Raw genomic sequence first — 18,903 nt, 5'->3', positions numbered from 1 at the left:
CGAAGGGATGTTTGTAGACCTCGGGGCCACCTGTCTGTGCCAAAAAGGGAATTGATCTTCGGATTCAAACAGCATTGAGTTGAACTTCCAGTTGCTTGTGGTCAATGCTGTTCAAAAGCTCCACAGCTGCGGCTACCTCATCAGGTGAAAGCCGTTTTATTACCAGGTAGGCCTCACGAGTTATTAGCGTAATCGCTTCTGAGCTGTCGCTCGTTTGGCCGATGAAAGCACCGATTGCTACAAGCGGCTCTGTAAAGTCGGCTAAAACCTAAAACTTGAGATCAGCAGAGGGCGGCTACCCTCCGCTGACTATTTTGCGTGTCACTTGCGAGGTTTGCCCGCATCGCTCCGCTTTTCACGAATTTGACCATCCTGATTGCGAGAGCGAGGCTGTTCACCACCGCCTGGCTTTGGCACGTTGACGTCTTTATTGATTGGGCGTCGATCTGTCATACGGAGTCTCCTTCGTGTAGTTGGGTATGTAACGAAAGGTGCATCAGTAGTCCGCTCCGCATCAGAATGCTAAACCACATTATGTGGTGTGTTCCGAGTCGGTAAAGCACAACATAGTGTCATTTGCTTGCATTCGCAAGACTGTTGGATCCGTTTTTTCACTGTTACATGATCAGGCGCGTCGTAATCCGTCGCGACAAACTCATAAGTAGTTGGGGGCGGTATTACACGCCTCCATCGCAAGCTGTGGACACCTGACTCGTTTAAGCAGCTAGTGACGACCAAAGGCTCATTACGACTGGCGCAGGAAACGCTATCATCCCGCCATCAGCTCAAGAGGGGCCCTCTGGCCGGCTAATTCCGGCACTCCCTTGGGCATCACGACAAGGAAGGTTGCGCATGGACGACATCGTTCAGCCCCTCACGCCACAAGAAGAAGCCCTGCCCAAAGAAGTGAAGATCCTGGCCACCCTGGTAGCGAAGCTCAACCTTGCGGACTTCCAGAACGCCATTCCTGTGATTCGAGAGCTTCGTATCTCAAACGAGACCGATGCCCGCTTCGTCAACGCGACACTGACGTTGAGCTCTGAGCCTGAGGTGTTCAAGTCCAAGGTCTGGCGGATCGATGAGATCGCGGCAGACAGCTTCCGGGTCATTCCAGGGCTTGACCTGGTTTTGGACGGCCCATTGCTGAGTCGCCTAACCGAGGCTGAGCTGTCGACTTTCACTTTTGTCCTCGAGGTTGATGACAGGGAGGCGGAAAGCGGTCGGAAAACGCTTGCTCTTCTGGAACAGGTTGTAGACCTTCTACCGCGAAATCAGTGGGGCGGGTTGCGACATATCCCAGATATGACAGCTGCATTCGTTCAGCCCAATGATCCGGCAGTCGAACGTTTGTTGAAGCAGGCTGCTGAGCTGCTTCGTCTTAGTGATAAGTCCTCATCGCTTGACGGGTACGAAGGTGGTTCTAAGCGGGCCTGGCAGCTTGCTTCGGCAGTCTGGGCGGGCGTGGCGCGAATGAAGCTTGATTACGCGTTGCCGCCGGCAAGCTTCGAACAGTCAGGGCAAAAGGTGCGCAGCCCGAGCCAGATTGCCGATACTGGCTTGGCTACATGTATGGATCTCACCCTGCTGTTCTGTGCCGCCCTGGAGCAGATCGGACTCAACCCGGTGATTGTGTTCACTAGGGGTCATGCCTTCGCGGGGCTCTGGCTGAAGCCGGAAGAGTTCACTACTGCGCTGGTGGACGATGTGACCGCAGTGCGGAAGCGGGTAAAGCTGCAGGAGCTGGTACTTTTCGAAACCACGCTTATTACTCATAACCCGATTCCATCCTTCTCTTACGCTGTCGAGAGAGGGGCGAAGCAGGTTGCCGAAGACGCTGAGAGCGACTTTGAAATGCTGCTGGACATTCGCCGGGCTCGGCTGCAACGAATCAAGCCGCTCGCAAGTGCTGAGGCTCAGATCGCACGAATTGCTGATGAGGTTTCGGAGGGTTCTCCAGCGCTCCTAGTCGAGGACGGGGCTGGAATCCCAGATGAAATCCACGAGGTGGTGGTCGAAGACCTTTCAAAACTCGACCCTGCTGACCGACTGGGCCGTTGGCAGCGCAAGCTTCTCGACCTTTCGCTTCGCAACAATCTACTCAACTTCAAAATGGGCAAGCGCGCGCTGAAGCTCGAATCGCCAGATCCGGGTGCGCTCGAGGATATTCTGGCCAGTGGTCAGTCGTTGAAGCTGCTGACCCGGCCTGACCTCATGGATGGAGCTGATCCCCGGGAGCGCGCTCTGTATGAGCAGCGTGAACGTGAGGATGTTCGCCGTCGCCATGCTGAAGATGCTCTCAAGCGCAGAGAGATCTTCGCTGCATTGACGTCTAACGAGATGGATGTCCGGCTCACCGAACTGTATCGGGGCGCTCGTACAGCGTTACAGGAAGGTGGCTCTAACACGCTGTTCCTGGCTATTGGTTTCCTTAGCTGGACGCGTGAGGACAGGGCAGGACAGAAATACAAAGCACCACTGGTATTGGTTCCGGTCACGTTGGAGCGTAAAAGTGCTCGCTCCGGATTCACCATGGTGTTGCACGATGATGAGCCGCGCTTTAATCCGACGCTGATCGAGATGCTGCGGCAAGACTTCGAACTCAGCCTCGGATCGCTGGAGCAAGAGCTGCCTCGAGACGACTCTGGCCTGGATATTGCGGGCATTTGGAACAAGGTCGGTCACGCCATTAAGGACATCCCTGGCTGGGAGTTGAACGAAGACGTCGTGCTGTCGATGTTTTCGTTTGCCAAGTACCTCATGTGGAAAGATCTGGCCGAAAACGCCGAGCATCTACGGCAGAGTCCAGTAGTTCAGCACCTTCTGGACACTCCACGTGACTCGTTCGTATCGGATACGCCGTTCCCAGAGGCGGGGTCGCTGGATCGTGACTACGGCCCGACAGAGGTCTTCTGCCCATTGCCCTCTGACTCCTCTCAGCTAGCAGCAGTGATGGCGGCAGCCAAAGGCAAAGACTTTGTGCTCATCGGCCCGCCCGGTACCGGTAAGAGCCAGACGATCTCCAACATGATCGCCCAGTCGATTGCCCAAGGGCGTCGAGTGCTGTTCGTGTCGGAGAAGATCGCTGCGCTGGATGTAGTGTATCGACGTCTACGTGAGATTGGCCTAGGCGAATTCTGTCTTGAACTTCACTCGAGCAAGGCCCGAAAAACTGATGTTCTCGCTCAGCTTCAGTCTGCCTGGGAGGCGAAAGGGCAGGTGGATACTGCAGCATGGGAGGTTGAGGCACAGCGCCTTGCCACGCTGCGCGACAGTCTTAACATCTACGTTGAGCGTCTTCACCGCCGGCACCGAAATGGTTACACCATTTACGATGCTATCGGCACAGTCACCTCTGGGGGAGATGAAGCTGTTGCTCCTGTTGCATGGGGATCTCCTGACACGCACGACCAGAAAGCCATGCTTGAGCTTCGTGAGTTGGGCGATCGCCTTGAAGTGAATGCTCAGGCCGTTGGATACATCCAGCTTGCCGGCAATGCGCTGTCCTCTGTTGGTCAGGCCGAATGGTCGCCCCATTGGCAACAACAGTTCGTACAGGCAGCTCGTGATGTGCTGCCGGCAGTGATGGATGTGCAACGTGCGGCTGATCGTTTCGTTGAGCTGTCGGGGCTTCCGGTAACAGAGTACACCCCAACGGCCCTTGAAGGCCTATCAATCCTTTCCCTGGCGCTTCCTGCGGCTGCCGGACAAGATTGGCGATTCGCGCTGCGCCCTGATGCTCGTTCGATTGCCCAGCGGCTGAATGATGGCTGTACATGGGTTGAACAGCACCGCGATCTCAACGCCAAGCTATCTGCCGTATGGTCTTCTCGAGTAGTGACTGATGCCAAGCAAGGTATCGAGCTACTGCAGAAACGTCGCGCCACGTGGGCTGAGCTTGGCCCAGCCTGGCCGGAAAGTGTCACGGTTGTCCTTGCTCAAGCAGTGGAGCTGCTGGGGCAAATTGCTGATCTCAAGCAGCGGCTCAGTACGACCTACAGTGATGCGATCGAGTCGCTCGACATTGATCTCTTGCTGAGTGAGTGGAAGGAGGCAGAAGAGTCGTTCTGGCCCAAGTCCTGGTTCGGTAAGCGCCGTATCTCAGCTCTGTTGGCCTCTGCTCAGATCACAGTGGGCGAAGTCGATCACGGTAAAGATCTGGCCACCTGGGCTGAGATTCGCTCTTTACGTCGCGCTATTGATGAGCTGGAGCCAGGGCACGAGTGCGTTGCGGTTTGGCAAGGCTCGAAATCTGAAGCCGAGCAGCTCTCGACGGCTATCAAGCTTCAAGAGGCTATTCGGCTTCAAAAAGCTGACTCGAACTGGGTCGATGAAGGATTGCATTTGGTCGAGCAGGGCCAGCTCGGAGAAGCGTTAAAGGAAGAGCTGCAGCGGCTTCGCACGTTGACCCGTCTTGATGCCGACATGGCCCTACTGTCCGACCTCAGCTCGAACACTGACCAGCTCTGGAGTGGCCTGCGCACTGACATCGAGCACCTGACTGCGGCGCTGCGTTTCCAGGCTGAGCGTCGGGACATCGAAGAGCGCGGTCGACTTGTGGACGAGCACTCTGAGGTGGAAGAAGGCCGTTGCGGAGCGTCCCTGAAGAGTGATTTTGAGCTGCTCAAGCAACGGACAGTGGTTGAGCGTGATCTGGCCGACCTGGCTGATTTGCGAGAGCTGGTACCTGTTTGGAGCGACCTGAAAACCAAGCTTGAGGTGGCTCGCCAGGCAGTTGCATTCCAAGGTCAGGTAGCGATGGCTGTGGCGAAACTAGCACTGAGCCCGGAGCAGATCGCCGCTTATAAAGCGCCCCTCCAAACGCTTTTGGGGGATGGCAACGCACTACTTGAGTCGGAAGGCGCAATAGCGCTTGCAGGCGTTGCTCTACGTGAAAAGCTTGGGCTGCTTCATGAGCGTTCGTCGCAACTGACTTCGATTGGCCATTTTACCGAAATGGGTATTGATGAAACTGCTCATTTGTCGCTGAATAACCTCAAGAAGAACTGTGAGACAGTGGTTTCTTTTGAATCGCGCCTCAAAGCTTGGTGTGCGTGGCGCAAGGTTCGTGATGAAGCGTTCGCAGTGGGCCTCGCCCCGATTGTCCAGGCTATGGAGACCGGAGCGATCACCTCTGGAAAAGTACGTCGCGTCCTTGAGGTGAATTACGCTCGCTGGTGGCTGAACACCACTGTCGACAGCGAGGAAGTGATCCGGACATTCGTCAGTGTGGAGCACGAACAGCGTATTCGCGACTTCCGTGCGTTGGATGACAAATTCACCGAGCTGACGAAGGACTGGCTCCGTGCTCGGCTGTGCGCCGACTTGCCGAGTCAGGACAGCGTGAGTCGTTCATCTGAGTGGGGCCTACTGCGCCATGAAATGGGCAAGAAGACTAAGCACATTCCGTTGCGGGAACTGATGACGCGAGCACCGGAGGCACTCACAAAGCTGACGCCTTGCTTGCTGATGAGTCCGCTTTCCATCGCTCAATATCTGCCGCCAGCCTCGACCCCGTTCGACCTGGTGATCTTCGATGAGGCCTCTCAAATTCCCGTATGGGATGCAATTGGTGCAATGGCGCGAGGAAAGCAGGTGGTAATGGTGGGAGACCCGAAACAGCTTCCGCCAACCTCGTTCTTCGACCGTGCTGAATCCACTGCCGATGATGAGGATGTTGAAGCTGACCTCGAAAGCATTCTGGATGAGTGCATCAGCGCGAACTTGCCGATGCGTAATCTGAACTGGCACTACCGTAGCCGTCACGAGAGCCTGATCGCATTCTCGAATCAGCGTTACTACCAATCAAAGCTGGTGACCTTCCCATCCCCGTTCACTGCCGACAAGGCTGTGCGTTTGTGCCCGGTAGCGGGCGTCTACGATAAAGGCGGTTCTCGCACCAACCTGATCGAAGCGAGGGCTTTGGTCGCTGATCTCGTAACCCGTCTCCAGTCGCCGGCTTTCCGCGAGAGCAGACGCACTGTCGGTGTTGTCACCTTCAACGGTGAGCAGCAGAAGCTCATCATGGACATGCTGGATGAGGCATGTCGGAAAGATCCGTCGCTCGACTCCTATTTCGCGGAGTCTGAGCTTGAACCTGTGTTCGTAAAGAACTTGGAAAGTGTGCAAGGCGATGAACGAGACATCATCTATTTCTCGACTACCTATGGGAAAGATGCTGCTGGAGTGATGTCCATGAACTTCGGCCCGATGAACCGCCTTGGTGGTGAACGCCGTCTCAACGTGGCGATTACACGAGCGCGTCAGGAGCTGATTCTGTTCTCGACCTTGCGTCCAGAGCACATTGATCTGGCCAGAACGCAAGCCGTCGGGGTGCGTGATCTGAAGCATTTCCTGGAGTTTGCGGAGCGTGGGCCGAGGGCCTTGGCAGAAGCTAATTTTGGTAGCGTAGGTGGATTCGATAGCCCGTTCGAAGAAGCAGTAGCTGCTGCGTTGGCCAAGAAGGGCTGGCAGATCCATACGCAGATTGGCGTGTCTTCCTTCCGGGTTGACCTGGGGGTTGTTCACCCTGACGCTCCTGGGCGATTCCTTGCCGGCGTGGAATGTGATGGTGCTACCTATCACCGCAGTGCGACTGCGCGAGATCGTGACAAGCTTCGGGAGTTTGTACTGCGTGGGCTTGGCTGGGAGATTGTTAGAATCTGGTCAACTGATTGGTGGGTGGATGCGGTGGGAACTGCAGAGAAGGTACATCAGCGCCTGAATGAGATTCTCGTTGAATCTCGGGCCAAGCAGGCCATTCTCGATGCATCCCAAGAAGCAGAGCGACTTAAAATCGATGCCGCTATGGCCGAGTTCGTAGAGGTGGTGGATCAGGTAGCTGTGGTTTCCGCCGCGTCTGATTCCACCGAGGCTAATGACCCTGAAAGAGCGTTGCCAGAGTTGAAGTACGCCAGGGCGGCATCTGCTGCTCAAGTCGACGATGTCGTGGCCTTCGTTACCCAGGTGGATCATGTGGTTTACAAGGAGGCTGATCCTAGCCAGGCGGTAGAGACTGTCAACCCAGATCAGTTCTTTGAGCCGAGCTACACCGCAACCTTGGAGCAAATGATTGCGCATGTGGTGGCAGAGGAGGGGCCGGTACTAGACACCGCGCTCGCAAGGCGTATTGCCAGGGCGCATGGCTGGGTGCGAACTGGCTCAAGGATACGTGATCGTGTTGATCAAATTGCCCGTGCGCGATTTCGGTCGCATGAGGAAGAGCAGACTGGGGCCTTCTTCTGGCCATCTCACATCGAGACGGACAGCACGGTCGTTTTCCGTCGACCTGGTGATGACTCTGTCAGGGGACTTGCTGAGATCTGCCTGCCTGAGCTTCGTGCTCTCGTTGGAGAGATGATTCAGCGTGGTCACGAGGGGGAGAGTCTGATCTACGCAGTTGCTAAGGAAGCTGGTGTTAACAAGCTTGCACATGCAGGACGCCAGCGAATCGAACAAGCGATACGTCGAACAGCTGAGTAGTTTACGAGGGGGTACCATTTTGGGTACCCCTCTTTATTGCCCGCGACGAGTTTATTTTCGGGTTTCCTATCGCTTGAGCTCACGAGGAGGGATCAATAAATCTGGCGATCTGTCATCTACGGTGTCACCGCAGGGAATGCTCGAACCAGTTCCGTATGCCTTGGAGTCGCTTCGCAGTGATGCCTTCCTGAGTGACTACATCCCGAGCGGCCGTACCTTTCACCTACTGTATTGGCTTAAAAGCAATGCAAATCAACCATGTTTGCTTTGTAGAGAACGGTTTCCCTGCACTACGCGGCTTGGAGTGCAAGTGTTCTCTTTTCGTGCTTCCTAGCAATTGGATTCCAGATGCAGAGGTAATTCAGGCCGAGCTCACGGTTATGCTAATGTGCCACCACGTGAACGGTAGGGAGAATCGTGATGGGTTGGAAAGGGACTGTACGTTCGTTGCAAGCATCGGCGCGCCGAGCTGAGCGCAATGCTAATCGCCGGCAGCGTGAGCTCGAAAAGCGACAGAAAGAGTACTCAAAGATGGAAGCGCTGGAGCAAGCAGCGTACGAAGTCGAGGTTTACGAAAACCACATCGAAGTCCTTCTTTCGATGCACAAGGAGTGTGCCGAGCCTGTGAAATGGAAGCGCCTCCTTTCAAATCCGGAACCAAGGCAGCCTCAGAAAAGCGGAGCGCTTGAGCAGGCTGCGGTGCATACATCTGAAATGTATCGCCCGAGTTTCTGGGCTCGGCTGTTCAAGCTAGAAGCTCGTCAACGCGAAGCCCTAATTGTGAACATCTCCGCTGCTCAGGCAGAGGACGAAAGGGACTACCAGGCTCGACTTGATGATTGGAGGACTGCCCATTCTGAGTGGTCAGATGAGCGCGAAATTGCGATCCGCATCCTAGATGGCGATCGCCAGGCCAAGCTCGACGCAATCGAAGCTTTTGAGTCGTTCGCGGAAATCTCGCACCTTGGCTCAGCCATCCAGATGATCGTTCATGAAGGTGGCATCCTGGAAGCCAAGCTCGTTATTCATGGCTCCGATGTAATTCCCACCGAAATCAAATCGCTACTCAAAAGCGGCAAGCTGTCGACCAAGGCCATGCCTACTGGGCGGTTTAATGAGCTTCATCAAGACTATGTGTGCAGTTGCGCTTTGCGAGTAGGCCGAGAACTGTTGGCTATCCTGCCTGATGACCTGGTCATCGTCACCGCTCTGGACAATGTGCTCAACAGTTCGACAGGACATGTTGAAGAGCAGCCTATCTTCAGTGTCGCGCTCTCCAGATCAACTGTCGATGGACTTAACCTCGAGGCGATCGACCCATCTGACGCGATGAAGAATTTCGTCCATAACATGAACTTCAAGAAAGGAGTTGGATTTTCGGCTGTCGCAGCCCTGGATCCTCAGCGCTTCGCCGTAGTCGTTTAAGGCAGCAGTCATGATGAGGACTATGACTTTCACTCTAGTGTCCTGCTTGACCATGGTGTTGGTCGCTGGCGCTCACGCTGAGTGCTATGGGGAAGGTGAGTACATGGTCTGCTCAGACGTCGATACCGACTCTGATGGAGACATTCACGCGAAATCCTGGGACACTCAGGGGAAAAGCTATCAATTGGATACTGAGACCCGCCCATACCGCAACGGTCAACTCGTCGAGTCCACGGACAGTGAAGGTAACAGCTATTCGATCAAATCCTGGACGGACAGCAATGGTTTTCATACCGAGGATAGTGAGGGCAACGTTTGCACCATCACTCCAACCGGCCAGATGATTGGCTGCGGGCAGTAGCGCGACTTGGACTACTTACACACACACACACACATCAGTGAATTTCGACCAAGTCTGAGTGCTAAGTCGGTGGACAGTAGGCTTTATTAGGCCGTCGCAGGCAACCCTTGTAGGCCTTCCGTACGGTAGGTGCATTCATTTCCTGGCGCTCATCTTTACAGCCGGGGGAGGGCATTCTCCCCGGGCTATTCAAACCACTCACCTTCGGTAGCGTGCTGTGTTGCTCTGAAGTCGAAAGGATAGATGGCACCTTCGATTGCGGCGTTAGCTTTGGCGCTATTTGCAGTTTCCAGCCTTTCGATAACCTGCTGACTGAGCCTCCGATTCCGAGGCGAAGGAGACCTGATTTTTTGCAGAAACCTGTGCATAGCCAGGACAGCCGCTCGGAAGATGATAGACGTGGCTTTTCTGGTTCCCGATGATCACACCGACGGCAGTGGATGCGCTTGCCAGGGTGGGCTTTGGAGCTGGTTGTGGGGCTTGCGCAGCGACAGCGCTCACGACGCCATCCCCCACTGGCTTATACCCGCTCTTCCAGCTGCGTTGGCCGGTAACGAATGGGTTGGAGTGGCCCATGATTGCGGAGATGCGGCGATCGCGTTCTTTCTCCCAGGCGGTCACTGGATGCTGCTTGTCCCATGCCATGAGCAGCTTTTGCTGCTGTCGGGACATGTTGAGTTTGTACCGATCAAACATGTAAAACGTAGTCCGGGCAACGAGACCTTTGACCTCATCGCGTGGCTCAGCAGCGCGTTGGTTGAAGTCGACTTTGGTTTTGCACTGTCCGTACTGCGGGGCGACGCCGGATGCCATTCCGTAGTTGAAGTTACTTCGGTCGCCGTTCACTTCACCTACTGCAGGGTAGAGGTTAAAAAGGTTTGCTTCCATGGCCTTGAAGACAGGGTCGTCGTCAGCGCAATGCTCGCGTCCACCGCTCTGCCAGCACTGTCGCTGGTGTAGTGGTCTAATGAATCCGGACACCCATTTAGGCGAGAATGCTCGCCACAGAGAGGTGTCTGATGACCAAGCAACGCCGTACCTTTACGCCCGAGTTCAAGCGCGAAGCCGCCAGCCTGGTGCTCGATCAGGGCTACAGCCATATCGAAGCAGCTCGATCACTAGGGTTGGTTGAGTCTGCCCTGCGCCGCTGGGTCAACCAGCTCCAGCAAGAACGAGGCGGTGTCACTCCGACCAGTAAGGCGCTCACGCCCGAGCAGCAAAAAATCCAGGAGCTGGAAGCTCGGATCAATCGGCTGGAACGGGAAAAATCTATATTAAAAAAGGCCACCGCGCTCTTGATGGCCGAGGAACACGAGCGTTCGCGTTAATCGATCAACTCCGTTCTGAGGAGCCTGTTGATCTGTTGTGCTCGGTATTTGAAGTCACCCGATCTTGCTACTACGCACACTGCCGAAAACGTCGAACTCCCGACGTTGAGCGGCTGGTTTTACGCAGCCGTGTGAACGAATTGTTCACCCAAAGCCGCAGTGCCGCAGGCAGTCGAAGCATCATGTTCATGATGCGCGAGGACGGCATAGAAATCGGGCGTTTCAAGGTGCGCAAGCTGATGAGCGAAATGAAGTTGATCAGCAAGCAACCCGGCTCACATGCCTACAAAAAGGCGACGGTCGAGCGGCCGGATATTCCGAACGTGCTGGATCGAGAGTTCAGCGTATCGGCACCCAATGAGGTCTGGTGTGGTGACATCACGTATGTCTGGGCTCAAGGTCGCTGGCACTATTTGGCGGCTGTGATTGATCTGTTCGCCCGCCGCGTGGTGGGCTGGGCGTTTTCATCGAAGCCCGATGCCGACCTGGTGATCAAGGCCTTGGACATGGCCTATGAGCAGCGTGGTCGACCTCAGAATGTGCTGTTTCACAGCGACCAAGGAAGCCAATACGGCAGCCGAAGCTTCCGTCAGCGACTGTGGCGCTATCGTTTTAAGCAGAGCATGAGCCGGCGTGGAAACTGCCACGACAACGCGCCGATGGAACGGTTGTTTCGCAGTTTGAAAACGGAATGGGTACCGAGCGTGGGCTACATGAGCGCTACGCTGGCACAGCAGGATATCGGCCGGTTTTTGATGCAGCGCTACAACTGGCAACGGCCACATCAATTTAACAGCGGGCTGGCGCCCGCTGTGGCCGAGGAGAAACTTAACGCAGTGTCCGGGATTAGTTGACCACTACACTGGTGACCTAATGTCCACGCGGGCACAATGTGCTCCCACTCGGTGCGTTCCGCTCGACTCTGCTGTTTGCGGGTTTCATAGCCACATGATTCTGGGTCAATGCGGCCTCCTGATTTACCTACCCATGTCCACTTACAGCCACAGTAGAGCTCACCCATGGAGCTGTTGGCTTGGTCGAGGTAGATCTTCTGTTTGGCAATGACCTTCGCTTCAGTAAAGGTCATGGGAGGGCTCGAGAAGGCAGGAGAGACAATAGCTAGGGATAGCGCTACGACGTACAGCAGCTTCTTCATGTGAAAGCATCATCGGTATTTTCAGGGAGTAGGATTATACGCCGCTGAAAAAAGTGGGCTTGGCCGCGGATGCCCAAGTTAGGCCAAAGCGTTCTTAAAAGGCTCTCTTTCACCCTTTCCGAACTCCAAGCGATCCCCCGTTGCTGGACGCCCGTATCCCAGAATTCAAGCGTGAGGCTGCCAGCTTGGTGCTCGATCAAGGCTACAGCCACATCAACGTAGCACATTCGCTAGGACTGGTTTTTATGCAGCACGGCAACTGGCAACTACCGCCCGCTGTGGCCAAGGAAAATCTTAACGCAGTGCCCGGGATTAGTTGATCACTACAATCAGCGTTGATGCTCATGAAGGGGCGAGAGCCAGAACCTGTATCACATGCGGATGACAGGGGGGCTAGGAAGCTCGCAAAGAGCTAAAGTTCTGAGACGTCGCCCTATTTGCCGAATCCTCCGATCAGCTTGGATTTTGGGATGGTGTTTCGCCAGACTCCCGATCGTCCAAGCCTTTGATGCCATCATTCAGGTCAGGCACGCAGAATATGCATTCGTTTGGATCAATCTGCGTTCCTTCAACGTAGCGCATCCTCCTGTTAGCCGACGATCGGTTGATACCGAATCGAAAAGTTGCTCGATTGGGTAGGTTATCGTTTTTGTCCACGTGAATACTCCTCTTGAGCGCTAGAAAATGGATTTTTTTGGGAGGGGATTTAAAAGGCTACTCAGTGGTAGGTTGTTTGTCAATTGGGGTTGTGATGCAGGTGAATTAACGTGACCGGGGCGAGTGGTAAGCTTTTGCGGTGGTGGGGTAAAGGCACTTATGGATTAAGAGTTAAGTTAAAAGCGCAACCTTGCGTTCAGGTTGCGCTTAAGATGTTTTGTGGACTTTACGACCTAAGCGAATTAAATTTGGCAAAACCTGACTCTAAGTCTTCAATGAGATCAGATGGGTTTTCAAGACCAATATGAAGTCGAACAAGGTGTCCTTCAATTTCCCAGGCGGTTGCGCTTCTTACAGGACTGGGGTTCGCTATCATCGCCAAGCTTTCATAGCCACCCCAAGAGTAGCCGATGCAAAACAACGAAAGATTATCTAAAAGCGCATCTGCCGCCGCTTGAGTAGAAGGTTTAAGTATGAATGAAAGCAAGCCTGAGGCGCCTTTGAAGTCCCTTTTCCACAGATGGTGTTGAGGGTGGGACTCTAAGGCTGGGTAATAGACTGCTTCGACGTCGGGGTGACTATCGAGCCACTTAGCCACGACAGTTGCGTTTTTGAAGTGACGTTCAAGCCGGACATCTAATGTTCGCAGTCCTCTGAGCGCAAGGGCCACGTCATCGGGGCTGGCAAATAGTCCCATGTTGAAGTGATAGCGCTTCAGTCTATCCCAAGCTCGCTTGGAAGCCGATACCGTTCCGATGACAGCGTCGGAATGGCCCACAATATACTTCGTCGCCGCCATGATGGACAAGTCAACGCCGAGATCTATTGATGGGAAGTAAAGTGGTGTCCCCCAAGTGTTGTCAGCAATTACGAGTATGTCATGTGCATGAGCGACCTTGGCAATCGCGGGAATGTCTTGGATTTCCAAGGTTAAAGAACCGGGAGACTCTGTATAGATGGCTTTAGTATTTGGTCTCAAGAAATCAATGATGCCTGACCCTACTGTGGGGTCATAAAATGAGACTTCGATTCCCAGGCGCCGACCTTCGGTTTCGCAGAATGTCCTTATAGGGGCATATACATTGTCGGCTACGAGCAAATGATCGCCAGCATCGACCACCGAAAGAATGGCCGTGGTACAGGCCGAGAGACCCGACGGGCATATTACTGTTCCTTCCGCTCCTTCAAGCTGCTGCAGTGCCTGGCTTAAGGCCTCCGTAGTGGGGTTGTTCCAGCGACCGTAGATGTATTTCTGACGTCCCTCGCGCATCGACTCGCAGGTTGGGAATGCCACCGTAGAGCCCCGATAAACCGGCGTGTTGACAAACCCATGGTGTTGCTCAGGTTGGACGGAGGCCTGAGCAAGTAACGTTTGTACGTTTTTGTATTTGTTCATATTACCTTCCAGAAGGTTGGTTTGAGGGGTGAGAGATTCGCAGGGAAGGTTGAAGGTAATTCATCTGAAGCATAAATGTCTACCATGTGGTTGGCATGGCATATTTTTTCTATGAAAAACAATAACTTAAAGTTAGTCATAATTTTTTGTTGAAAGCCAACCATTCGGATGGTAGGTTTTTGTTGTCTCGGTATGGTCGCTGCGGGCGTGGGGCAGAGGTTCATCCATCGCTCCGGTGTCGTGACATTAGAAAAATAATAACGCTCTATTACTGTGTTGGATGCTGCCGCAAGTTTAGGTTTGCAAGAAATAATACAAAAACTGCAAATTCATCGCTTAGGTGACACATGAGAAACCAATTAGAAACATCGCAGTCCGCGCATCAATCCAAAAGTGGCGATCTAAAAAGTCAATCTGAATGGCTAGAATCCCACGAAAGCGGATATTCAAAGCATTTAAAGAAACGGCACGTTCAGATGATGGCCCTGGGAGGGGCAATTGGTACTGGCTTGTTTTTGGGGGCGGGTGCCAGGTTGCAGATCGCAGGGCCCGCACTCGCTGTCGTGTACTTGGTGTGTGGGGTGTTCGCTTTCTTCATACTTAGGGCGCTTGGTGAGTTGGTAATGCACAGGCCGAGTAGTGGGAGCTTTGTTTCTTACACCCGTGAGTTTATGGGCGAGCGTGCTTCGTTCGTCGCAGGTTGGATGTATTTTCTGGTCTGGGCGCTGACAGGTGTTGTAGATATAACTGCGATTGCGATTTACATGAAGTACTGGGGTGTGTTTGCAGATGTTCCTCAGTGGGTATCTGCATTAAGCGCATTGGGTGTCGTCACATTAATGAATATGGTTGGTGTGAAGTGGTTCGGGGAAATGGAATTTTGGTTCGCCGTGATAAAGGTTGCCGCAATTAGCATCTTCTTGATTGTGGGATCGTACTTTTTTGCTACGGGGAATGAGGTGGCTGGAACTATCCCAGGATTGCACCTGATTACGGACAACGGTGGTATATTCCCGCATGGTTTACTGCCTGCAGTCATAATTGTGCAGGGTGTGATATTTGCATATGCTAGTATAGAACTGGTTGGAACTGCGGCTGGGGAGACGGCTGATCCAAGGAGCGTTATTCCCAAAGCGATCAACGGCGTAATTTGGCGGATAAGCTTATTCTACGTGGGCTCTGTATTTTTGTTGGTTACTGTTCTTCCGTGGACTGCTTATAGTGCGAATGTTAGCCCTTTCGTCACTTTTTTTGAAGCGCTCGGAGTTCCAGGTATCGGCTCCATCATGAATATTGTTGTGATGACAGCCGCCCTGTCCAGCTTAAATTCAGGGCTGTATGCAACGGGGCGGGTGTTGAGATCACTCGCAATGGGTGGGTCTGCCCCGAAACTTTTCAAGCGTATGAACTCACAGGGAGTACCTTACATGGGAATCCTAGTGACCATGGGGATTAACGTTTTTGGTGTATTTTTGAATTATTTGATTCCTTCGCAACTGTTTGAGTTGCTGTTGAATATGGTTTCCTTGGGCATTCTTTCTACATGGGCCTTCATTGTGTTATCGCAGTTACGATATCGTCGCGCGGTAAAAAGAGGAGAGGTTGCAATGGTAAACTTCAAAATGCCAGGCGCGCCATTTACCTCCTGGTTGACCCTTGGTTTCCTGCTTGCTGTGCTTGTTCTCTTAGGCTTTGATTACCCTAACGGTACGTACACTGTCCTTTCAATACCTGTGATAGCAGTTGTCCTACTCATTGGTTGGTCAAGGGTCGTTCGAGCAAAAACAGGGTCTGTTGAAGAGGTAAAAGCCGTACAGGCCACATAAAAACATGGTTTTGGGCGATCAGGGGCGTGTTATGGCGTCCTCTCATCGCCCTATGAGTTGAATCACTGCCCTGATACAGTTAATATGGCTTCATCAGAAAATCAAGGTAAAGTCATGAGTACGCGTTCCGATCTCCTCATTACTGCTGAACTACTATTGCGTACCAAGGGTTACGCAGCATTTAGCTATGCAGATTTAGCGGATGAAATTGGTATTAAGAAAGCAAGTATTCATCACCACTTTCCGACGAAAGAAGGGCTCGGGATCGCGGTGATAGAGAGCTATCTATTTAGGTTTGAGAAAAATTTAGCGCTAATTAATGAGCAAAGTCCTGACGCACTTGTTCGTTTGAATGCTTTTGCCTCATTGTTCGTTGATAGCTCGGAAAATGGAATGTTGCCTCTCTGTGGCGCGCTTGCAGCAGAGTTGTCCGCTTTACCAGAAAGTCTAAAAGAACTGACTCGCAAGTTTTTCCAAATTCACCTCTTGTGGTTAGAAAGTAATTTAGCCAAGGGACAAGCTGAAAATCTGATACGCGGCGATCTAAATCCAAAAGAAATCTCAAGAGCGATATTGAATATTCTAGAGGGTGACAGTTTTGTCTCCTGGGCGATGAGCGACAGAGTAGGCTCGCAGTCCGGATTTAGCTTGATTCTGAAAAGCATCGTTGTGTCATAAACGCGATCTACATCCTTCAATGCATCGTAAATCACACCTGACTGCCCACCTGCCAGGGTGGGCGTCACCTATTTAGGTCTTCCTGCGTAAACGCTTCTCCTTCCGCCTTCTTCTCCTTCCCAGCCTGACGGCCGCTTGTTCCGACTGTTCCTTATCACCTGCTGTCCTTTCGGACGAGCGGTGCATAGCCGCGCGCGTCTGTAATCAATGCTCAGAGCCGGGAAGCCATCGTTGAACGGGGTGGATCAGGTGATTTAACAATACCTATTGCATGTCTACCTACTAGTTGGTAGAGTTGTGTCGTCTCACACCCATCCATGCGTAGAAGAGGACTTACCAAATGACTAACAATCTGAACGGCATTGACGTAGGCGCCCTGCAGCAGTTTGCTCAAGGTGTTGCTGAGGATGCGGGCAAGCGCCACGCCAGCTTTAACGTCAAGACCGAGTGGAAAGGCCAGACGCGCTCTGTGGCGAAAGTCAGTCGCTACAGCCTCGCTGGTGAGACCTATTCGCGTGATTTTGAAATCGTCGCCGATGAGCCAAATGAGTTGCTGGGCCAAAACTCGGCACCGAACCCTCAAGAACTGCTAATGGCCGCTCTCAACGCTTGCATGTCGGTGGGCTATGCGGCCAACGCCGCCATGATGGGTATCAAGATCCACAGTCTGGAAATTGAGACGGACGGTACCCTCGACCTGCGTGGTTTCTTGGGCCTCGACGAAAGCGTCAACCCAGGCTACGACGAAGTGAGCTTCGTCGTTCGCCTGCATACCGATGCGCCTCGCGAACGTGTTGAGGAGCTGCATAAAAATGTTCTGAAAACGTCGGTCAACTACGCCAACTTCTCGAAAGCTATTCGCATGGTGCCGACCCTTGAGGTTCGTGAGGGCTGATTTCGCAAGGTTCGAATCTTCCCCTGGAGCGCCAGAACGACCTTTGGCGCTTCACCTTCGGAAATTCAGTTACTGGAGTATGAAATGAGCGATTTTTTCAAAGGTAAGAAGCTGCTTGTAGTCGGTGGTACCAGTGGCATGGGGCTGGAAACTGCTCGCATGGTGCTGAATGCTGGCGGCAGTGTGGTTTTGACCGGCAGTAAGCAAGACAAAGCCGACGCCGTTCGAAGTGAGCTGAGCGCACTGGGCCCTGTTTCGGTGATTGTTGCAAATCTGATGACTGAAGAGGGCATGAATTCAGTTCGGAATGAAATCAATGCCAATCACCGCGATATTAGCTTGATGGTGAACTCTGCAGGTATCTTCATTCCGAAGGCTTTTACCGAGCATGATGAAGCTGAGTACGACATGTATCTATCGCTCAATCGCGCGACTTTTTTCATCACCCAGGCAGTGGTCAAGAATATGCTCGCCGCCAAGCGTGAAGGGGCGATTGTGAATGTGGGCTCCATTGGGGCCCAGGCGGCACTGGCGGGATCTCCTGCTTCGGCTTACTCGATGGCCAAGGCAGGTTTGCATGCATTAACGCGCAACCTGGCAATTGAACTGGCTCACTCTGGGATTCGCGTCAACGCTGTTTCGCCTGGGATCGTCCATACCTCAATCTATGAAGGGTTTATGGATAAAGAGGCAATCCCCGAAGCAATGAAAGCGCTGAACGCCTTTCACCCATTGGGACGAGTAGGCGTTCCGGAGGATGTTGCCAATACAATCCTTTTCCTCTTGTCTGATAAGGCATCGTGGGTGACTGGGGCGATTTGGGACGTTGATGCCGGCATTATGGCTGTGCGCGCCTGATCAGTACGCGATCTGATGAAAGTCGCTGCAGGGCGGCTTTCATACCGTTATCAGGAGATCGGGCGTGTGTTGGTTCAAGTTTCATTCAAAAGCCAGTCGTATGGCGATCGGCGACAGCCTGCCAGTTTCTGGTACAGGGAGGCCGAGAGCTAGTCGCAGGAGTCGTAAATGTCGATCTCGACAAGAGCAGCACTGTTAAAAATCGCAGAAAACCAGATGAGATCAAAAGGATACTCTGCGTTTAGTTACGCTGATCTGGCAGCAAAAATTGGTATTCGAAAGGCCAGCATTCATCACCATTTTCCGACTAAGGAGTGCTTGGGTGAAGAGCTGATCAAGGACTATATTAATCGCTTCGATGAAACCTTGTACTCTATTGAAGAGCTTGACCAAGATCCGATTTTGCGCCTACGAGCGTTCTCGCGTCTATTTTCCTCAAGCGCCAATGAAGGGCTTCTTCCATTGTGTGGCGCCTTAGCGGCAGAAATGGCAGCACTGCCACCATCACTCCAGGGGCTAACAAAACAGTTTTTTGAGGCACAGCTTGAGTGGCTAAAAAAAGCTGTCAGTGAGGCCGCTGTGAAAAATAACTGGTTGCTCGTAAAGCCAGCCGAGTCCTATGCTTTCATGCTGCTGAGTGCACTGGAAGGTGCTAGTCTTATTGACTGGACGATAGGTAGGTCTGCCGACCCCCTTGAGGGATTCAACTATTTACTCGAAGCGTTAGAACAATCAGCTGTAGAGGTTCGAGATTACTGATTAGCCTCAGATTTTAGCTTCGAAAAGCGCTGCTTTATAAGTGCTCTTCGTATAGCTTAGGGTTGGGGGAATCTATCGCAGTGCT

The 18,903-nt window shown here is 53.0% G+C and carries 9 protein-coding genes and 2 pseudogenes; 8 read left to right on the top strand and 3 right to left on the bottom strand.

Annotated features, from left to right (window positions below; all coding sequences use genetic code 11):
- The first annotated feature begins 852 nt into the window (after positions 1-852).
- Both F8N82_RS14985 and F8N82_RS14980 read left to right on the top strand, forming a co-directional pair.
- Entirely contained in the window at positions 853-7,479 is a 6,627-nt protein-coding gene (locus F8N82_RS14985) for a DUF3320 domain-containing protein (protein ID WP_150776961.1), read from the top strand.
- Between the two features lie 531 nt (positions 7,480-8,010).
- The gene (locus tag F8N82_RS14980; RefSeq protein WP_318196219.1) at positions 8,011-8,904 is read left to right on the top strand and encodes a hypothetical protein; all 894 of its coding nucleotides are present in this window, start codon (positions 8,011-8,013) and stop codon (positions 8,902-8,904) included.
- A 637-nt stretch (positions 8,905-9,541) separates the two neighbouring features.
- On the opposite strand, the pseudogene F8N82_RS14975 reads toward F8N82_RS14980, so the two are convergent.
- Positions 9,542-10,222 (bottom strand): annotated as a pseudogene (locus F8N82_RS14975) (endonuclease); the annotation flags it as partial.
- Positions 10,223-10,284: 62 nt separating this feature from the next.
- On the opposite strand from F8N82_RS14975, the gene F8N82_RS14970 reads away from it, so the two are divergent.
- A protein-coding gene (locus F8N82_RS14970) for an IS3 family transposase (protein WP_338918762.1) occupies positions 10,285-11,447 on the top strand; the annotation gives its coding sequence in 2 pieces (ribosomal slippage) (positions 10,285-10,540 and positions 10,540-11,447; 1,164 coding nt in all).
- Positions 11,448-11,455: 8 nt separating this feature from the next.
- Here F8N82_RS14970 and F8N82_RS14965 read toward each other — a convergent pair.
- Together F8N82_RS14965 and metC are read right to left on the bottom strand one after the other, a co-directional pair.
- Positions 11,456-11,749: pseudogene (locus F8N82_RS14965) on the bottom strand (endonuclease); the annotation flags it as partial.
- 883 nt (positions 11,750-12,632) lie between these two features.
- Positions 12,633-13,802 (bottom strand): cystathionine beta-lyase, encoded by a 1,170-nt coding sequence (gene metC / locus F8N82_RS14960; protein WP_136477144.1) that lies wholly within the window; start codon positions 13,800-13,802, stop codon positions 12,633-12,635.
- Between the two features lie 347 nt (positions 13,803-14,149).
- On the opposite strand from metC, the gene F8N82_RS14955 reads away from it, so the two are divergent.
- The 5 genes from F8N82_RS14955 to F8N82_RS14935 all read left to right on the top strand — a co-directional run bounded on the left by F8N82_RS14955 (position 14,150) and on the right by F8N82_RS14935 (position 18,818).
- Positions 14,150-15,628, top strand: coding sequence for an amino acid permease (locus tag F8N82_RS14955; protein ID WP_100782341.1), 1,479 nt, complete (start codon positions 14,150-14,152; stop codon positions 15,626-15,628).
- A 114-nt stretch (positions 15,629-15,742) separates the two neighbouring features.
- Positions 15,743-16,306: a TetR/AcrR family transcriptional regulator gene (locus F8N82_RS14950; protein WP_150777091.1), complete on the top strand. Its 564-nt coding sequence runs from the start codon at positions 15,743-15,745 to the stop codon at positions 16,304-16,306.
- Positions 16,307-16,646: 340 nt separating this feature from the next.
- Complete coding sequence (locus F8N82_RS14945; RefSeq protein WP_100782339.1) at positions 16,647-17,201, top strand: OsmC family protein; 555 nt, start codon at positions 16,647-16,649, stop codon at positions 17,199-17,201.
- 84 nt (positions 17,202-17,285) lie between these two features.
- Positions 17,286-18,059 (top strand): SDR family NAD(P)-dependent oxidoreductase, encoded by a 774-nt coding sequence (locus F8N82_RS14940; protein ID WP_338918761.1) that lies wholly within the window; start codon positions 17,286-17,288, stop codon positions 18,057-18,059.
- A gap of 168 nt (positions 18,060-18,227) precedes the next feature.
- The gene (locus tag F8N82_RS14935) at positions 18,228-18,818 is read left to right on the top strand and encodes a TetR/AcrR family transcriptional regulator (RefSeq protein ID WP_100782337.1); all 591 of its coding nucleotides are present in this window, start codon (positions 18,228-18,230) and stop codon (positions 18,816-18,818) included.
- Positions 18,819-18,903: the final 85 nt, after the last annotated feature.

The sequence above is a fragment of the Pseudomonas fluorescens genome, assembly GCF_902497775.2.
GTDB classification, from domain to species: Bacteria; Pseudomonadota; Gammaproteobacteria; order Pseudomonadales; family Pseudomonadaceae; genus Aquipseudomonas; species Aquipseudomonas putida_F.
Note: the sequence above shows the minus strand (reverse complement) of the source record. Positions and strands in the feature narration are given on the sequence as shown.